This window comes from Micromonospora sp. NPDC023956 (assembly GCF_040639195.1).
In the GTDB taxonomy this organism is placed as follows: Bacteria; Actinomycetota; Actinomycetes; order Mycobacteriales; family Micromonosporaceae; genus Micromonospora.
In genome coordinates, this window is the sequence record NZ_JBEZZN010000001.1 from 1 (window position 1) to 16,347 (window position 16,347).

Here is a 16,347-nt window from a genome sequence, read left to right on the forward strand (position 1 = left end):
GCGCCGGGCCCCCGCGCCCGCGCGGCCGCGCGGGGCGGGGGGGCCGCCGCCCCGCCCCCGGCGGGCCGCCGTGGTCGGGGGGTTCCCGGCACCGTCCGCACGACGATGCCGGTCGATGGCGGGACTATCCTCGGACGCGGGCGCGCCGGGCGGCGCGCCCGCCCGGTCGTGCAGCGACGGAAGGCGGCGGCGATGCCCGAGATCCCCGGAGCGCGCGAGGAGTTGGAGAACGCCGCCTGGCTGCTCCGCCACGAGATGCAGTCCCTCGCCCAGGCCCTCGAACCGGGTCAGCACCCCGGCGTCACCATGCTGCCGGAGCCGGCCATCCTCGACTGGCGGGAGCCGCTGCGGCACGCCTACACGGCCAGCCTGGACCTGGTCGCGAAGGAGCACCCGTCCGCCGCGCACGCCGTCCGGTACGGCGGTGGCCTGCTCACCGCGCTCGGCTGGAGCGTCGAGAACCACACCGGCCCGGCCGAGACCCGGGCCGACGCCCGCCGCGACGGATATCTGATCACCCTCTGCGCCGTCCACCCGGAGCGGGGCGTCAGCCGCTACCGGGACCGCTACGGGATCCGGGGCACGACCCCGCACGTCCTGTTCCACGATCCGGTCGAGTTCGTCCCGCCCGAGCCGGTCGTCACCGCCGGGACCCTGCCCGCCGGGGCACTGCTCTGCTACGAGTGCGACGGGCTCGGCTGGTGCCCCGGCTGCCTGGGCCAGGGCTTCACCCTGGACGACGACCGGCGCCGGCAGCGGTGCAACCTCTGCTTCACCAAGCGGATCTGCCCGATCTGCGAGGGACGGGGCCTCAAGAGGATCCACGCGATGAACACGTGGGAGCGCAGGCACTACCCCGAGCTCCGGTCGGACTGACCGCGGCGAATTCTCCATAGGCGGCCGAACCCTTCCCTTCGGCACAATGGCCGGCGTGACCGATCTCGAGGTACGCCCGAACGAGACCACCGTGCCACTGCTGCCCTGCGTGTCCGCCGAGGAGACACTCGCCTTCTACCAGGCGCTCGGCTTCCGGGTCACCTACCGGCAGACCCGCCCCTACCTCTACCTCGCCTTCACCTGGAGCGGCTTCGCACTGCACTACGGGGCCGCGCCCGAACACCTGGACCCGAGCCGGGAGAACTCCGGTGGGTGCCTGGTGATGGTGGACGCCGTCGCGCCGTACCACGCCGCGTTCACCGCGGCGATGCGCGCGGCGTACGGCAAGGTGCTGGCCCGGGGCCTGCCCCGGATCACCCGCTACCGGCCCGGGGCGAGCCGCTTCACGCTCGTCGACCCCTCGGGCAACGCGATCATCTTCATCCAGCGGGACGAGGAGCAGGAGGTGGAGTACGGCGGGTCGAAGAAGCTGAAGGGCATCGCCCGAGCGCTCGACAACGCCCGCATCCTCCGGGAGTTCAAGAACGACGACCGGGCGGCGGTACGGACGCTCACCCTGGCGCTGCGCCGGTACGGCGACACCGCTCCGCCGGTCGAGCGCGCCCTGGCCCTGGTGGCCCTGGCCGAGTTGGCGGTCGCCCTCGACGAGCCCGACCGGGCCGAGGAGTGGATCGCGCAGTTGCGCGACACCGAGCTGACCGACGCCGACCGGCAGCGGGTGGAGAGCGAGGCCGCCAACGTCACGCGGCTGCGCGACTGGCTGACGACGTAGCCGACGGTCCGGGGCGTCGGGCCGGTCCGGTCCGGTCCGACGCGCCTACCGGGTCGGCCGCCAGTCGGGCGGCGGGTCCTCGCCGACCCGTCCGTCCACCGCCTCGCGGAGCAGGTCGGCGTGGCCGGTGTGCCGGCCGTACTCCTCGACCAGGTCGCAGACGAGACGACGCAGGCTGGCGTGCCGGCCGTCCGGGGTGGCGAGGTGGACGAGCTGGTCGAGCCCGCCGTCGGCCAGGGCGGCGTCGAGCCGCACCCGGGACCGTTCGACGGCGTCGTCCCAGAACGCGTAGAGCTGCTCCGGGCTGTCGTGCTGCGCGGAGGCGAACTCCCAGTCGGGCTCGTCGGTCCGGTAGATCGCCTCCCACGGCGCGCCGATCGACCCGCCGCGCAGCCGGACGGTGAAGATGTGGTCCTCCACCACCGCCAGGTGCTTGAGCAGGCCGCCGAGGGTCAGGGCGGAGGCGCCGAGGCGGGTGCGCAGACCGGCCGCGTCAAGACCGTCGGTCTTCCACCGGAACGTCGTCCGGAGGCGGTCGAGGGCCCCGACGAGGTGCGCGGTCTCGCTGCCGGCGAGCGGCGGTTCCCAGGGCGGGTCGATGTGGGTCACGGGACGCACCCTAGCCGGCCGCACCGACATCGGCCGGTCGACGGCGCGGCACCGGCCGGACCGGAGGTGACCGGTCCGGCCGGTGCGCGGCCGACAGGTGGACCCCGACGGGATCCCCGACGAGGGTCAGCCGGTGCGCCACTTCTGGTTGGGGGTGCCGGCGCAGTCCCACAACTGCAACCGCGCGCCGTCCCCGGTGTTCCAGTCCTTGATGTCCACGCACTTGTTGGCCTGCGGGTTCACCAGGTCACCGGCGGCGGAGAGGACGAACTGCTGAGCCGGGTTGCTGCTGCAGTTGGCGATCTGGATGACCGCGCCGTTGTCGTGGGAGCCCCAGGCGACGTCCATGCACTTGTTGTTCTGGGTGCGCAGCGTGCCGCCGGTGAAGGTCCAGCTCTGCGCGGACGTGCCGTTGCAGTTCCAGGTCTGCAGCGGTACGCCGTCGGAGAAGTTGGAGTTGGGCACGTCGATGCACCTGTTGCTGAGGTTGCTGATGATCCGGGTGCCCGGTCCCCCGCCGCCGGTGGTGACCAGGGACAGCCCGTAGACGCTGAGGATCTCGTTGACCGGCTGGAACCACGTCGTCCCGCCGGACGTGCAGTTGCCCGAGCCGCCGGAGGTGACGCCCTGGGCCTGGTTGCCGGCGAGCCACGCGCCCCCGGAGTCGCCGCCCTCGGCGCAGGCGTTGCTGCGGTGCAGGCCGGACACCGCGCCCTGCGGGTAGTTCACCGTCTCGTTGCGGCCGAGGAGGGTGCCGCAGCGCCAGCCCGTCGTCCGGCCGGAACGGCACACCCCGCTGCCGATCACGGCCTCGGTGGAGCCGGCGACCGACACGTTGCCACCGGCGTAGTTGTTGACCCACGGTCGGGGCGTCCAGTCGCCGTTGGTCCGGACCCAGCCGTAGTCGTTGCCCGGGAACGAGGAGCCGGCGAAGGTGCCCTGGTTGACGTTGTTGTACCCGAGGGTGGGGCTGCCGGTGCCCCCGCAGTGGCCGGCGGTCACGAAGCCGCCCGCCACGGCGAAGCCCACCGAGCAGAGCGTGTTCCTGTTGATCACGTACTGGTCGCCGCCGCGGATGTCGTACAGCGGACGGGGTGCCTCCGGTTGGACGACGTAGCGGACGAGGCCGGCGGAGATCCCGCTGCGCGCCACGAAGTCCCGGGCCGACGCGGTCCGGCCCGGGGCGACCGCCACCACGAGGCTGTTGTCGACGACGTCGGTGTACCAGCTCCGGACCGCCTCCGTCGGACGGTGGCGGGCGGCGTACCGGTCGAGGGTGGTGTGGGCGGCGGTGAGCGCGGTCAGGCTCCGGGAGACGAGCCGGGGCTCGGCCCCCTCGGCCCGCACGGTGTCCAGGACGGACGCGTCGGTGACGGCCACCGTGAGGCGGTCCCCGGCGGCCAGCCAGGAGCCGGCGTACCGTGCCCCGAGGCCGGTGCGCAGCCGCTTGTCGACCACGGCGGCCGCGGCCTCGACCCGCAACCGGCCGGCGAGTTGCCGGTCGGTCAGCCCGAGGTCCCGGCGCATCGCCTCGGCCATGCCGGGTGGCAGGTCGGCCGCGTCGACGTGGGTGGCCTCGCCCCGGTCCGTCCGGTCCGGACCGGTCGGGGGCGCGGCGGCGGCGGGCACGGTCAGCCCGACGACCGCCACACCGGTGGCGAGCAACGCGAGGAACGACTTCATCGGTGTCCTTTCCGAGGGGGGATCCTGGAGCTGCCCGGCGGCGGGGTGACCCCGCCGCCGGGGTGGAGCGGGCCGGGTGGCCGGGAACGGCGTCCGGTTCAGCCGGTACGCCACTTCTGGTTGGCGCTGCCGGCGCAGTCCCAGAGCTGCAACCTGGCGCCGTCGCCGCTGTTCCAGTCCCGGATGTCCACGCACCGGTTGCTGGCCTGGTTGAGCAGGTCGCCGCTGGCGGTGAGGGTGAACTGCTGCGCGCCGGTGCCGTTGCAGGTGTAGAGCTGGACGACCGCGCCGTTACCGGTCGCACCACCGTCGACGTCGACGCACTTGTTGTTCTGGCTCTGCACCGCCGTGCCGGTGAAGGTCCACTTCTGGGCGTTGGTGCCGTTGCAGGTCCACATCTGGAGCGGCACCCGGTCGGCGAAGTTCGAGTTGGGCACGTCGATGCACTTGTTGTTCCAGGTGCTCAGCACCGGCACTCCGGTCGGCGGCGGGGTGCCGCCCCCGCCGAACGGACTGAGGACCAGGCCGGCGGCGCGCGGGTCACCGTCGTGCACCAGCGACTCGAAGGCGCCGACGTCGTCGAAGGCGAACGCGTACGCCTTGCCGTCGACCATGTTGGCGTGGATCACCCGGGCGTACTGGTTGGTGGGGTTGCTGCGGTAGAACTCGGCCGGGTTGAGGCTGGGCTGGGTGTCGATGGTGCCGAGGGTGCCCCGGTTCAGCGCCGCGCAGAGCGTCCGGGCGATCGGACCGACGACCTGGTCGTTGGGGGCGTGCAGCTGCCCGTCGCAGCCCCACACGCTGGCCGACGAGGGCCGCTGGAAGGACGCCACCACCTGACCGGAGCTGTTGGTGAAGGTCATCGTGCTGCCCGAGGTCCGGCCGAAGTAGCGGACGTTGGGCTGGTTGGCGAAGGGCACCACGGTCAACGTCTTCGTGGTGTACGCGTTCCAGGCCGAGGTGATGTACGGGTCGAGGTAGGTGGGGCTGAACAGGCCCGCGTCGGCGGCCTTGCCCGGGGCCAGGACCCGCAGCACCGTGCCGTCCGACCGGGTGTACACGGAGTTCCCCCAGCCGGCCTGTGCCCGGATCCCGTTGATGATGGCGGCGCGGCCGTTGGCGACGACGTCCCCGGTCCGCTTGGTGACCCCGTTGGCACCGGTGACGGTGACCGCGTGCGGCACGGCGAACATGTCCACCTGGGAGCTGTTCAGCCAGAGTCCGGCGTCGTTGTAGGTGAACTCGCTCCAGTCGAACAGGATGTTCCGGTTCGCGTCACCGGCCGCCCAGGGCGCGGGTTGCACCAGGCCGTCCGGGGTGAGGAAGAACTTGAGCTTCTCGCCGAAGGAGAAGTAGACCCGCCCGGAGAAACCCCGGGGGAACTGGATGGTGGTGCGGCCCCCGTTGCCGGGGCCGGGGATCGACGCGTCCGGCGCGGGCGACGGCGGGAGCTGGCCGCCGGTCCACGGTACGAACGCGCCGCCTGCGGTGACGTAGCCGAGCCGGCCGCTGGAGAGCTGGGTGCCGATGACGTACAGGTGCACCGCCTCGCCCCGGCCGGTGCTGTTGGTGACCGTGACGGGCAGCAGGGCCGGCCCGACCGCCTGTGCGGGCGTCGCGTGGATGGTCGCCGCCATGGTGACGAGGAGGGCGGAGACGATGGCGAACAGGTGTCGTCGAACGCTCATAGGACCACCTCAGACGTGGGGAAACAGTTGAGAGAGCGCTCTCACAGGCTGCGACTGGAAACAAAGTTTGTCAATAGGTGAACGCCGGTCGGCAGGGCTCCGGCATCCGGGCGGACCCGGTGCCTGCTCGTCATGGTGTCCATCGGCGCTGTCACCGCGCTGTCGTCCCGCTGTCGCCGGGGAGACCGGGTCCGCGCGGCACACCGGCTCCGGGCGGGCGACGGGTGGGGCGTTTTCTCGGTGACCGCCAGCAACGCCCGTGCGGTGTCGACTGCCGTGGACTACGTGGTTAGCGTCGTCGGTACCGCCCCGACCGCCGTGGCCCGGCGTGCCGCCGGTGGCGGCCACCGTGAGGAGGACCAGCGATGATGTCTCTCGGCCTTCGTCGACACCGGCTGGCCGCAGCCGGCGTGCTCGCCGCCTCGGCGCTGGTCGCCGCAACGGTCGGCGCCCCGGCGACCGCGGCACCGGCCGTCGACGAGATCATGAACGACGGCGGTGCCACCGCCGTCGCCGGAAGCTACCTGGTCGTCCTCACCGATGCCGCCGTCGGCGGACCGGCCGGCACCCGGGTCGCCGCCGTGTCGGAACGGGCCGACGCGCTCGCCAGGCGCTACGGCGGGAAGGTCGGCCACCGCTACGGCCACGCGCTCAACGGCTTCGAGGTACGCCTGCCCGAGGCGACCGCCCGCCGGCTCGCCGCCGATCCCGCGGTCGCCTGGGTCGAGCAGAACCACACCATGCGGGCGACCGCCACCCAGCCCGGCCCGCCGTGGAACCTGGACCGGATCGACCAGCGGACGGCGGCACCGGACGGCGGGTACAGCTACACCGGCACGGGCCACGGGATCCCCGTCTACGTCGTCGACAGCGGCATCCGGATCACCCACACGCAGTTCGGCGGTCGGGCCAGCTACGGCTACGACGTGGTGGACGTCGACCCGGTCGCCGACGACTGCACCGGCCACGGCACCCACACCGCCGGAGTCGTCGGGGGCAGCACGTACGGGGTGGCCAAGTCGGCGCGGTTGATCGCGGTACGGGTGTTGGACTGCTCCGACACCACCACGTTGTCCACCGTGATCCACGGACTCGAGTGGCTGACCGACCACCACGTCACCGGCCAGCCGGCGGTGGCCCTGATGAACGTGGTCGGCGTCCACAGCACCGCGCTGAACAGCGCGGTGCAGTTCTCCATCTCCAGTGGGATCAGCTACGCGGTCGCCGCCGGCAACGACAACGCCAACGCGTGCTCCTACTCTCCCGCTCCGGTCGCCACCGCGATCCGGGTCGGGGCCACCCAGCCGGACGACACCCGGGCCGGCTTCTCCAATTACGGCACCTGCGTCGACCTCCACGCCCCCGGGGTGAACGTCCTCTCGGCCTGGCACACCGGCACCGCCGCCAGCGCCTTCGCCAGCGGCACGTCGGCTGCGGCGCCCCACGTCGCCGGGGCTGCCGCGCGCGTGCTCCAGCGCTACCCGACCTGGTCGCCGAGCCAGGTGAAGGCGTACCTGACGGGTCAAACGACCCCGGTCGGCAACCTGCGCCTGCTGTACCTGGACCCGCTGCTCTGATCCCGGCACCCCCACGGTCCGGACGCGGTCCGGAGCGCCGGTGACGCCGGTCCCGGCGCGTTACCGGCCGCCGGTGACGCCGGTCCGGGCCGCCGTTCCGGATTCCTCCACGCCGTTCCGCGACGCGCTGCCGGTCCGCCGTCCGACACTGGGGAGGGCGGACGGACAACCGGCCGGGGTGGGTGGCCTACCCGGGCCACCGGGCGGTCGGACGGGGGCGAGGGGCGGCGTGGAAGGTCTCGTGCTGATCGCGGTGCTGGGTGCCACCGTGCTCGTCGGGACCACGCTCGGTGGGCGGTACCGGGTCGCGCCGCCGGTCCTGCTGATCGGCATGGGCGCGCTGCTGGCCCTCGCGCCACCGCTGTCCGACGTGGTCCTCGATCCGGACGTGGTGCTGCTGCTGTTCCTCCCCGCGATCCTCTACCGGGAGAGCCTCACCACGAGCCTGCGGGAGATCCGGGCGAACCTGCCGGCCATCGCGCTGCTCGCGGTCGTGCTGGTGGGGGTCACCATGGTCACCGTGTCGATGGTCGCGCAGGCGTTCGGCGTCGACCCGGCGGCGGCCTGGGTGCTCGGGGCGGTGCTGGCGCCCACCGACGCGGCGGCCGTCGCCGGCCTGGCCAAACGGATGCCCCGCCGGTTCCTCACCATCCTGCGGGCGGAGAGCCTGATCAACGACGGTACGGCGCTGGTGCTGTTCTCCGTCGCCCTCGGCCTGCTGGGCGGGGGCGCCGCACCCGGGGCGTGGGCACTCGTCGGGCGGATCGGGGGTTCGGTTCTCGGCGGTGTCGCGGCCGGCCTGGTGGTCGGTGGCGTGGTCGTGCTGGTCCGGCGACGCCTCGACGACCCGCTCCGGGAGGGCGCGCTCAGCGTGCTCACCCCGTTCGTCGCGTTCCTGCTCGCCGAGGAGGTGCACGCCAGCGGGGTACTGGCGGTGGTCGTCGCGGGTCTGCTGCTCTCCTACGCCGGCCCCCGGGTCATCCGCGCCCCGTCCCGGCTGATGGCCTACGCCTTCTGGGACCTCACCACGTTCCTGATCAACGGGGGGCTGTTCGTCCTGCTCGGGATGCAGATCCCCCGTGCCCTGCGGGACGAGACCAGCACGTCGATCGGAAAGGCCCTGGTCATCGCCCTGGTGGTGGCCGCCACGGTGGCCGCGACCCGGATGGCGTGGGTGCACCTGGCGACGGGCGTCCTCCAGGTCGTCGACCGCCGCCGCTCCCAGCGGGACCTGGAGGTGGGCTGGCGGGTGCGGACGGCGGCCGGGTGGGCCGGCTTCCGGGGCGCGGTGTCCCTGGCCGCGGCGCTCGCGGTGCCGTTGACCGCCGCCACCGGCGAACCGGTCCGGCAGCGCGATCTGATCATCTTCTGCACGGTGGTGGTGATCGTCCTGATCATGCTGGTGCAGGGGACCACCCTGCCGCTGGTGGTCCGGTGGGCCGGACTCGTCGGCGACCAGCCCCGCGCCGACGAGGTGCACCACGCCCGGCTGCGTTCCACCCAGGTCGGGCTCGCCGCGCTGTCCGAGGTGGGGCGGCGGCTCGGCGCGACGGCGGACGTCGTCGGCCGGGTACGCGCCGACTACCAGGCCCACCTCGACGACATCCGGGCCGAGCAGGAGGACCAGGTCTCCTCGGGGACCCGGGAGGTCGAGCGTCGGCTACGGCTGGAGGTGCTCGACCGCAAACGCCGCGAGATCACCCGGTTGCGGGACACCAACGCGATCGACGACACCGTGCTGCGCGAGCTCCAGGCAGCGCTGGACATCGAGGAGATCCGCCTGCTGGGCCCGGAGGTTCCGGACTAGACGCCGGTCCGACCCACGAGCGGGGCGGACCCCCGGCCGCCGGAGTTCGTGAACCCCTGCCCGCCGGGAGCCCGCCCGCTCGGTCACCGCTCCGACGTCCTGCCGCCTGCCGGTCCGCCCGAGGTCAGGAGAACTGCGCGAAGAACCGCCAGATCTCGCCCTTGGTCCAGGTCGTGACGCCACTCTCGGCGTACGTCCCGTCGACCGGGCCGGGCATGTGCCCGTTGTCGAACGCGGCCCACTGCACCGGATACCCGGCCCGGCAGCCGGAGTAGACGGTGGTGACGTGCGTCCGGCTACCTGCCGCCGGCTCGGGCGGGTTCTGCTGGGCACAACCGTTGTTCCGGACGAACGTGTCGCGCAGCGCCCGTCCCTGGGCGATGGTGAGCACATTGTCCGAGATGCCGTGCAGGCCGAAGTACGCGACGGGCTGGGTGCCGCCGCTGCATCCGCTGATCTGCCCGCCGGCGATGACCGCGACGGCCCGGAAGACGGTCGGCCGGGCGCAGGCGAGGGCGTAGCTCATGCCGCCGCCCCAACTGAAGCCGGTGGCGAAGCGCTGCGCCGGGTTGACGCAGAGGTCACCCTCGATCCGCCGGAGCATGTCGTCGACGAAGGTGACGTCCCCGCCACCGGAGTTGGCCCAACCGTTGCCGAGGCCCTGCGGCGCGACCAGGATCGCGTTGTTGCCGGACTGCTCCCACTGACCGTAGTAGGACCAGGCCTGCCCACTCGTGCCACCGGAGTCGATCTCGTTGGCGGTCCCGCCCCGCCAGTGGAACGCGAAGATCAGCCGGTACCGGTGGTTGTTGTCGTAGGTGGCGGGCATCCGCAGGATGAACGACCGGCTCTTGCCGTTGCTCTGGATCTGGTGCGTGCCGTTGCGCAGCGTCGGGGCCTTGCCACAGCCGTCGCCCCCAGGAGGCGCAGTGGTGGGCGGCGGGGTGCCACCGTCGACGCGGACGAGTTGCCACTGCTGGTTGGCGCCGTTCCAGTCGTCGTACTGCACGATGTTCCCGCCGTCAGCGGTCGAGGCGCCCTGCACCTCCAGCGCCCTGTTGCTGTTCCGATTGATCAACCGGACGTGTCCGCCGTCGGAGTCGGCCAACCGCCACTGCTGGTTCGCCCCGTTGTGGTCGGTCCACTGCTGGATCGTCCCCCCGTTGGCCGTCGACCAGTTCGCCACGTCCAGGACCTTGCCCGAATGCCGCGACGTGATCCGGTAGTGGCCGCCCCCGGAGTCCACGAACTTCCACTGCTGGTGGTTACCGTCGTTCCGGGACCACTGCGTGATCCGCGCGCCGTCGCCGGTCGCCTGGTTGTACAGGTCCAGCGCCTTGCCGCTGTTGCGGTTCACCAGCACGTACCAGGCGTTGGTGTCCACCGACGCCGCGTCGGCGGGGACGGCGTTCACCGCGACCAGCGTGCCGCTCGCGACGACGGCCGCCGCGACGACGGCCAGTCCGGACCGCCAGCGGCGTCCCGGGGTGGAGGCGGGACGAGCCTCGTCCATCGTTCTCATGATCTGCTCCTCTGTACCCCGTCCGATCGGAGACGGACGGATTCGGTCGGGTCCCGGCGTCGACAGCGGCGTCGGCGCCGGGCAAGGGTCTGCGGGCCCACCACCCCGGCCGCCGGCCTGCGCGTCCGGGGGGTTGGTCGACGGGTCGCGTCCGCGCGGTTCAGGCGATCACGCAGGACGCGCCGTTCAGGGTGAAGCCGCTCGGCTCGGACGAGTCGCCGGTGTGCGTGGCCTGGAGACCGACGGTGATCGAACCGTTGACGGGGATGGCGGCGTTGTGGGCCACGTTCCTGGCCGTCACCTGTCCCGAGGACGGCGCGTAGGACGCGTTCCACCCGGAGGTGACGACCTGTCCAGCGGGCAGGGTGAAGACCAGGGACCAGCCGTTGATGGCGCTGGTACCGGTGTTGGTGATGGTGATGTCCTCGGTCAGCCCGCTGTTCCAGGCGTTGACCCTGACCGCCACCCGGCAGGCGCCGGACCCCGGCGGCGGCGTGGTCGGCACGGGCGTGGTCGGCACGGGCGTGGTCGGCACGGGCGTGGTCGGCGTCGGCGTGGACAGGCCGAAGAACTGGACGGCGGCAGCCGCCATGCCGCTGGAGGGCAGGCTGTGCCCGGCGCCCTGGATGGCGTACGCCTCCACCTGGACGGTGCCGTTCGCGTCGGCGTACCGGCGGCGGTTCCAGTTGGGCTGTGGGGTGTCGACGGAGGTGGGGGTCTGGCTGAGACCGAAGACGTCGGTCCACTGCTCGATCGTCTCCTGCAACAACTGGTACGGCACCAGCGTGTCGTTGGTGCCGTGCCAGAGCTGCACCCGCGGGCGCGGGCCGGCGTAGCCGGGATAGGCCTGCCGGACCGCGTCACCCCACTGTTTCGGGGTCCGGTTCATGGTCCCGCCGGTGCACTGGCTGGCTCCCGGCGGGTAGTCGGCCGCGTTGGCGAAGCAGGTGTACGGAACCCCCATGAACGCGGCTCCGGCCCTGAACACGTCGGGGTAGAGGGCCAGCATGTGATTGGTCATCATGCCCCCCGACGAACTGCCGGTGGCGTAGACCCGGTTCGGGTCGCCGCCGTGCTGGCGCTGCACATAGCTGACCATGGACACCAGCGACCCGGGGTCGCTGCCGCCACCACGGCGCTTGGCGGCGTCGGACCAGGTGTCGAAGCAGTTGCCGAACCCGGCCTGCTGGGTCGCGCTCGGGTAGATGACGATGAATCCGTACCGGTCGGCCAGCGAGGCGAACTCACTGCCGGAGTAGAACCCGGGGCCCGACCCGCCACAGCCGTGCATGGCCACCACGATCGCCGGACTGGTCGGGCGGGAGTCGGGCACGTAGAGGTGCATCCGCATCCGCCCCGGGTTGTCCCCGAAGCTGGTCACCTCGACCAGCGACGCCGCCTGAGCCGGTCCGAACGCGGGGATCACGAGTCCGACCACCGCCAGGGACGCGGCCAGGGCGAACAGCAGACTCCGTCTGATTCTCGTACGCACGTTGTCCTACCTCTGCGGGTTGAGACGGGCCGCCGCGCCCTGGAGCGGGTACACCCGGTTCCCCGCACTGGCACGTTCTGGCCCAACGACATCTGGGGATGCCCTGCCCGGCCCCGCGCACGTCGTGTGACAGATAGTCTCCCCCTCGGTCAAACAAGTGTCAATTGAGACAGCTCAATGAGATTGGGGGCGCGGAGCGGGCCACTCCCCGTCGGCCGGCGATGACGCCGTCTACAGTCGATGCACCGTCCTCGAGCCGTACCGGAGCGCCCCCGTGAACAGCCCTTTCAGCATCGAGGAGATCTTCCCTGACGACGGGGACCACCCGGTGCGGCTGCCCCGACGGCAGGCCGGAAACGCACCACAGGGCCTCGCGGTGACGCTGCTGGCCGACTACACACTGCGGGACCTGTCCTGGCTGCCGTCCGCGGCCATCGTCGCGTTGCTCGCCGAATCCCGGGTGACCCCCACCGGTGCCCGCGCCGCGATCAGTCGGCTGGTCCGCCGGGGCGTGCTGGAGGGCAGCCGACAGGGGCGGCACAGCTTCTACCGGCTCAGCCGGGCCGCCGCGGTCGACCTGGCCGGCGGTGGCCGGTGGATCCTCACCGCCACCACCGCGACGAAGCCGTGGGACGGACGCTGGACCCTCGTCGCCTTCTCGCTGCCCCAGGAGCGAGGGGCCCAGCGGCGGGCCCTCCGTGGGCAGCTCCGGTGGCTGGGCTTCGCGCCGCTGTACGACGGTCTGTGGATCTCGCCGCACGAGCTGACCCCGCAGGACCAGACCCGACTCGGTCAGGTCACCGGCACCGTCACGGTGTTTCGCGGGCGACCGGCAGACCTCGACACCCTCACCAACCGCCAGCCCCTCGACGCCTGGGACATCGCCGCGATCGCCCGGCACTACGAGACCTTCCTCCAGCGCTGGCGTCCACTCCTGCCGCAGGTGAGATCCGGACAGGTCAGCGGCGCGGAGGCGGTGCGGGCCCGTACCGAGGTCATGGACACCTTCCGGCGCTTTCCCACGCTCGATCCGCAGCTACCGATCCAGCTCCTGCCCTCCGGATGGCTCCGGGAACCGGCCCGGGAGGTGTTCGCCGCCGTCTACGACGGCCTCGCCGACCCCGCCGAGCAGCACGTCCGCGCCGTCGTCGCCCGCGTCGGCGACAGCCCGCCCCTGGGCATCCGGGCCCATCTCACCACCGACCTCCTCGCCGGAACGGTCGTGCCCCCCGCCGCACCGTCCGCGCTCGTACCCAGGTAGGCGGCGGTCGACTGCGGGCCGGTACCAGCGGGCAGCCGCCGCTGTCGGACCCTGACCGCAGGGGCCTCCGGCTTCCTCGGGTCTGCCGGAATTGCTCCGCCGCCCGGTCCGGCGCACGCATGACACGTTCCCGCACGTCCGATAACCTTCGGTGACCGGTTTCGGTCGACGGACTACCGGGAAGCCCTCTCGGCTCCACGTCGTCCGATCGGCACCCCTCGCCGCTGCCAGCTACCGCTCGTCGAGGAGTGTCATGCGTCAGATCGTTCGAGGGCTCAGCCTGGTGGCGACCATGGCCACGCTGGCGTCCTGCGGTGGGACCGCCACCGTCGCCCAGTCGCCGGCCGACCAGGCGACACGATTTCCCAACCCGGCGACGGGCCCGCCGACTGTCCGAGCCCAATGGCGCTCCTGCGCGGTGGACGCGCCGATGGATCCGGAACCGCCGCAGGTGGCACTCACCCTGCCACGCCTCGACGGCAGCTTCCCCGCGACGGCCGCGATCCACTGCCAGCTCGACCACCGGCGACGCGCCGACGGTGGTCTCGACCTGGTCCTCACCGAGGGGCGGGCCACCGACCTGACGCTCCTGATCACCGCGCTCCGCCGCCCTGACACGTCGACCGGCCCCGAAGCCTGCACCCTGGAGGGGCCATGGGTGCCGAACCTGCTGCTGATCGACGGTCGCGGCCGGTGGATCCGGCCGGGAATCCCGGTCGACGGCTGCGGCAAGCCGCTCCCCGACGTGGTGACGACGGTGCGAGGGCTGCGGCTGACCACTGTCTCGGAGCGGGTCGTCCGCGAGATCGAGTCGGCGGGCGCGGCCAGGTCCGGCTGTTCGCAGGATCACCGCGACGTGGTGGCCAGCGATACCGGGTATCCCGACTCCTCGGTACGGCCGGGGCGGGGAGCGGTCCCGTTCCGGTCCAGCGACCCGGTGCGGCTGTGCGGGTACCGCGTCTCCGCTGACAAGAGCGGGCCGGCGGATCCCGTGGGCGACTTCGCGTACGGGCGGACCCTCTCTCCGCAGCAACGGACGTCCGTGGAGCGGGCGTTGACCACCCTGCCCCCGGCGGCGGACTGCGTGGGCAGCGCGCACCGGTTCGCCGTGCTCGCCAACCCGAACGGAGTGGGCGGAGCCGTGTACATCGAACTCGACCACTGTCGACGGGTCCTGGTATCGCCGCTCTACGGCACGCCGACCCTGGCCCAGGCCGACCGTGCGTTCCTCGGACTTGTCGAGGATCTCGACGGGTCCGCCCGGTCGACGCCCCGCTGAACAGCAGCTCACCCCGGCCGGGAAACCGGCGGAGACGGACGGGCCGGCCCTCCCGACGTCGATCCGCGTGCGGATCATGGACGAGGCCCGCCGGAGGGTGACCCGCACCGCCGGCCGCGTCGTCGCGACGGGGTGGTGAGGACGGTGGGTCGCTTGCGCTGTGGCATCATGTCGCGACGGTCGGCCCGCCGTCAGGACGATGCGACATACGGACGGTGGAGAGCGATGCTGCGCCCTGGCCTGCGACTCGGCGACCGGTACCGGCTCGACGCCCGGATCGGCGCCGGTGGCATGGGCGAGGTGTGGCGGGCGGTCGACGTGCTGCTCGGCCGGACGGTCGCGGTCAAGGCCATGCTGCCGGACGTGGCGAACGACCCGGACTTCGCCCGCCGGTTCCTGGTCGAGGCGAAGGCGATGGCGAGCGTGAACCATCCCGCCGTGGCGTCGATCCACGACTACGGGCACAGCGACGGGCTGACCTTCCTGGTGATGGAGTTCATCGACGGGCAGTCGCTGTCCGACCTGCTGGCCCGGCGGGGCCGGCTCTCCCCCGCCGACACCATGCACCTGGTCGCTCAGGCCGCGGACGGGCTCCAGGCGGTCCACGAGTGCGGCATCGTGCACCGGGACGTCAAGCCGGCCAACCTCCTGGTCCGGCCCAACGGGTCGCTGCTGATCACCGACTTCGGCATCTCGCGCCGGCACGACGCGTCCCTGCTGACCGCGTCCGGCGCGGTTCTCGGCACGCCGACCTATCTCTCGCCGGAACAGGTGCTCGGTCGGCCGGCCACCGCGCTCAGTGACGTCTACTCGCTCGGTCTCGCCGCCTACGAGTGTCTGTCCGGGCAGCGTCCGTTCACCGGCGACAACCCGTACGCGATCGCCCTGCAACGGGTACAGGCGGTCCCCCGGGCCCTCGGTGACGACGTACCGCAGCCGGTGCGGGCCGTCGTCGAACGGGCCCTGGCCACCGAGCCGGCGGACCGCTGGCCGTCCGCCGCCGCGCTGGCCGCTGCCGCCCGCTGGTCGTCCGGTGCGGTGGCCCACCCGCCCACGCTCCCTCCGGTCGCCGCCCCACCGCTGCCGGCCGGGCCGGCACCGGTTTCGCCACTGCCGGTCGCGGGCGCGCCGGCCACCGTTCCTCCACCGGGGCCGACCGACCCCGCCCCGGGACGGTCGACGCGGCGGCGGTGGGCGGTGGTGGCCGGGACGGTCGCCCTCGTGCTGGCCGGCGGGGTCGTAGCCTGGCAGGCGATCGGCGACGACGGCACCGGGTCACCGGCCGACGCCGGCCCGCTCCGGCAGAACGCCACGCCCTCGGCCGCACCGGCCGTGCCGGCCGGGTTCGCGGCCTGCGCCACGGCGTTCTGCCCGACCACCCCACTGTGCTGGGGTGGTCTGGTCAGCATCAGCGGGACCGCGATGCCACCCCGGAAGGCGGACTGTGCCGGCGAGCACTCCTGGGAGACGTTCGCCGCGATCCGGCGCCCGGACGACGCGGTGGACCTGCCGCAGGACGAACTGCTCACCCACGACGTGATCGGGACGGCCTGCTCGGCATCGATCCTGACGGCGCGCAGCGCGGTGCCGGACGACACCCGGGGCTGGGTACGTGACGCCTGGCCGATGGAACTCCCCGCCGACCAGGGTTGGCTGGTGCACTGCCTGGCCCGCCCGGAGACCGGCAGCACGACGGGCGCCGCGTTCCGGCCGGCCTGACGGGTGGCCGGAGCCAGAGAGGTGGTCCACCTCCCCGGCGG

The 16,347-nt window shown here is 72.7% G+C and carries 12 protein-coding genes; 7 read left to right on the top strand and 5 right to left on the bottom strand.

What is annotated here, in order from left to right; genetic code table 11:
- Window positions 1–192 precede the first annotated feature (192 nt).
- Window positions 193–876: a hypothetical protein gene (locus tag AB0F58_RS00005; protein ID WP_357135579.1), complete on the top strand. Its 684-nt coding sequence runs from the start codon at window positions 193–195 to the stop codon at window positions 874–876.
- A gap of 55 nt (window positions 877–931) precedes the next feature.
- The gene (locus AB0F58_RS00010; protein WP_357135581.1) at window positions 932–1,669 is read left to right on the top strand and encodes a glyoxalase; all 738 of its coding nucleotides are present in this window, start codon (window positions 932–934) and stop codon (window positions 1,667–1,669) included.
- 45 nt (window positions 1,670–1,714) lie between these two features.
- On the opposite strand, the gene AB0F58_RS00015 is transcribed toward AB0F58_RS00010, so the two are convergent.
- The 3 genes from AB0F58_RS00015 to AB0F58_RS00025 form a co-directional block, all read right to left on the bottom strand.
- On the bottom strand, window positions 1,715–2,278 hold the full coding sequence (locus AB0F58_RS00015) for a DUF664 domain-containing protein (RefSeq protein WP_357135584.1): 564 nt from the start codon (window positions 2,276–2,278) through the stop codon (window positions 1,715–1,717).
- Between the two features lie 126 nt (window positions 2,279–2,404).
- Complete coding sequence (locus AB0F58_RS00020; RefSeq protein ID WP_357135586.1) at window positions 2,405–3,961, bottom strand: ricin-type beta-trefoil lectin domain protein; 1,557 nt, start codon at window positions 3,959–3,961, stop codon at window positions 2,405–2,407.
- Between the two features lie 98 nt (window positions 3,962–4,059).
- Window positions 4,060–5,649, bottom strand: coding sequence for a beta-1,3-glucanase family protein (locus AB0F58_RS00025; protein ID WP_357135589.1), 1,590 nt, complete (start codon window positions 5,647–5,649; stop codon window positions 4,060–4,062).
- 365 nt (window positions 5,650–6,014) lie between these two features.
- Between AB0F58_RS00025 and AB0F58_RS00030 the strand changes: the two genes are divergently transcribed.
- Both AB0F58_RS00030 and AB0F58_RS00035 read left to right on the top strand, forming a co-directional pair.
- The gene (locus AB0F58_RS00030) at window positions 6,015–7,226 is read left to right on the top strand and encodes a S8 family peptidase (protein ID WP_357135592.1); all 1,212 of its coding nucleotides are present in this window, start codon (window positions 6,015–6,017) and stop codon (window positions 7,224–7,226) included.
- 229 nt (window positions 7,227–7,455) lie between these two features.
- Window positions 7,456–9,033, top strand: coding sequence for a Na+/H+ antiporter (locus AB0F58_RS00035; protein ID WP_357135595.1), 1,578 nt, complete (start codon window positions 7,456–7,458; stop codon window positions 9,031–9,033).
- A 124-nt stretch (window positions 9,034–9,157) separates the two neighbouring features.
- Here AB0F58_RS00035 and AB0F58_RS00040 read toward each other — a convergent pair whose 3' ends face one another.
- Together AB0F58_RS00040 and AB0F58_RS00045 are read right to left on the bottom strand one after the other, a co-directional pair.
- A complete protein-coding gene (locus AB0F58_RS00040) occupies window positions 9,158–10,555 on the bottom strand; it encodes an RICIN domain-containing protein (RefSeq protein ID WP_357135598.1) in 1,398 nt (465 codons plus the stop codon).
- A 160-nt stretch (window positions 10,556–10,715) separates the two neighbouring features.
- Complete coding sequence (locus AB0F58_RS00045; RefSeq protein WP_357135600.1) at window positions 10,716–12,047, bottom strand: PHB depolymerase family esterase; 1,332 nt, start codon at window positions 12,045–12,047, stop codon at window positions 10,716–10,718.
- A 274-nt stretch (window positions 12,048–12,321) separates the two neighbouring features.
- Between AB0F58_RS00045 and AB0F58_RS00050 the strand changes: the two genes are divergently transcribed.
- From AB0F58_RS00050 to AB0F58_RS00060, 3 genes are all read left to right on the top strand, one after another.
- Window positions 12,322–13,308, top strand: a complete 987-nt coding sequence (locus AB0F58_RS00050; RefSeq protein WP_357135602.1) for a PaaX family transcriptional regulator C-terminal domain-containing protein — start codon at window positions 12,322–12,324, stop codon at window positions 13,306–13,308.
- 253 nt (window positions 13,309–13,561) lie between these two features.
- Window positions 13,562–14,587: a hypothetical protein gene (locus tag AB0F58_RS00055; protein ID WP_357135604.1), complete on the top strand. Its 1,026-nt coding sequence runs from the start codon at window positions 13,562–13,564 to the stop codon at window positions 14,585–14,587.
- Between the two features lie 225 nt (window positions 14,588–14,812).
- Window positions 14,813–16,306, top strand: a complete 1,494-nt coding sequence (locus tag AB0F58_RS00060; protein ID WP_357135607.1) for a serine/threonine-protein kinase — start codon at window positions 14,813–14,815, stop codon at window positions 16,304–16,306.
- The last annotated feature ends 41 nt before the right edge of the window (window positions 16,307–16,347 follow it).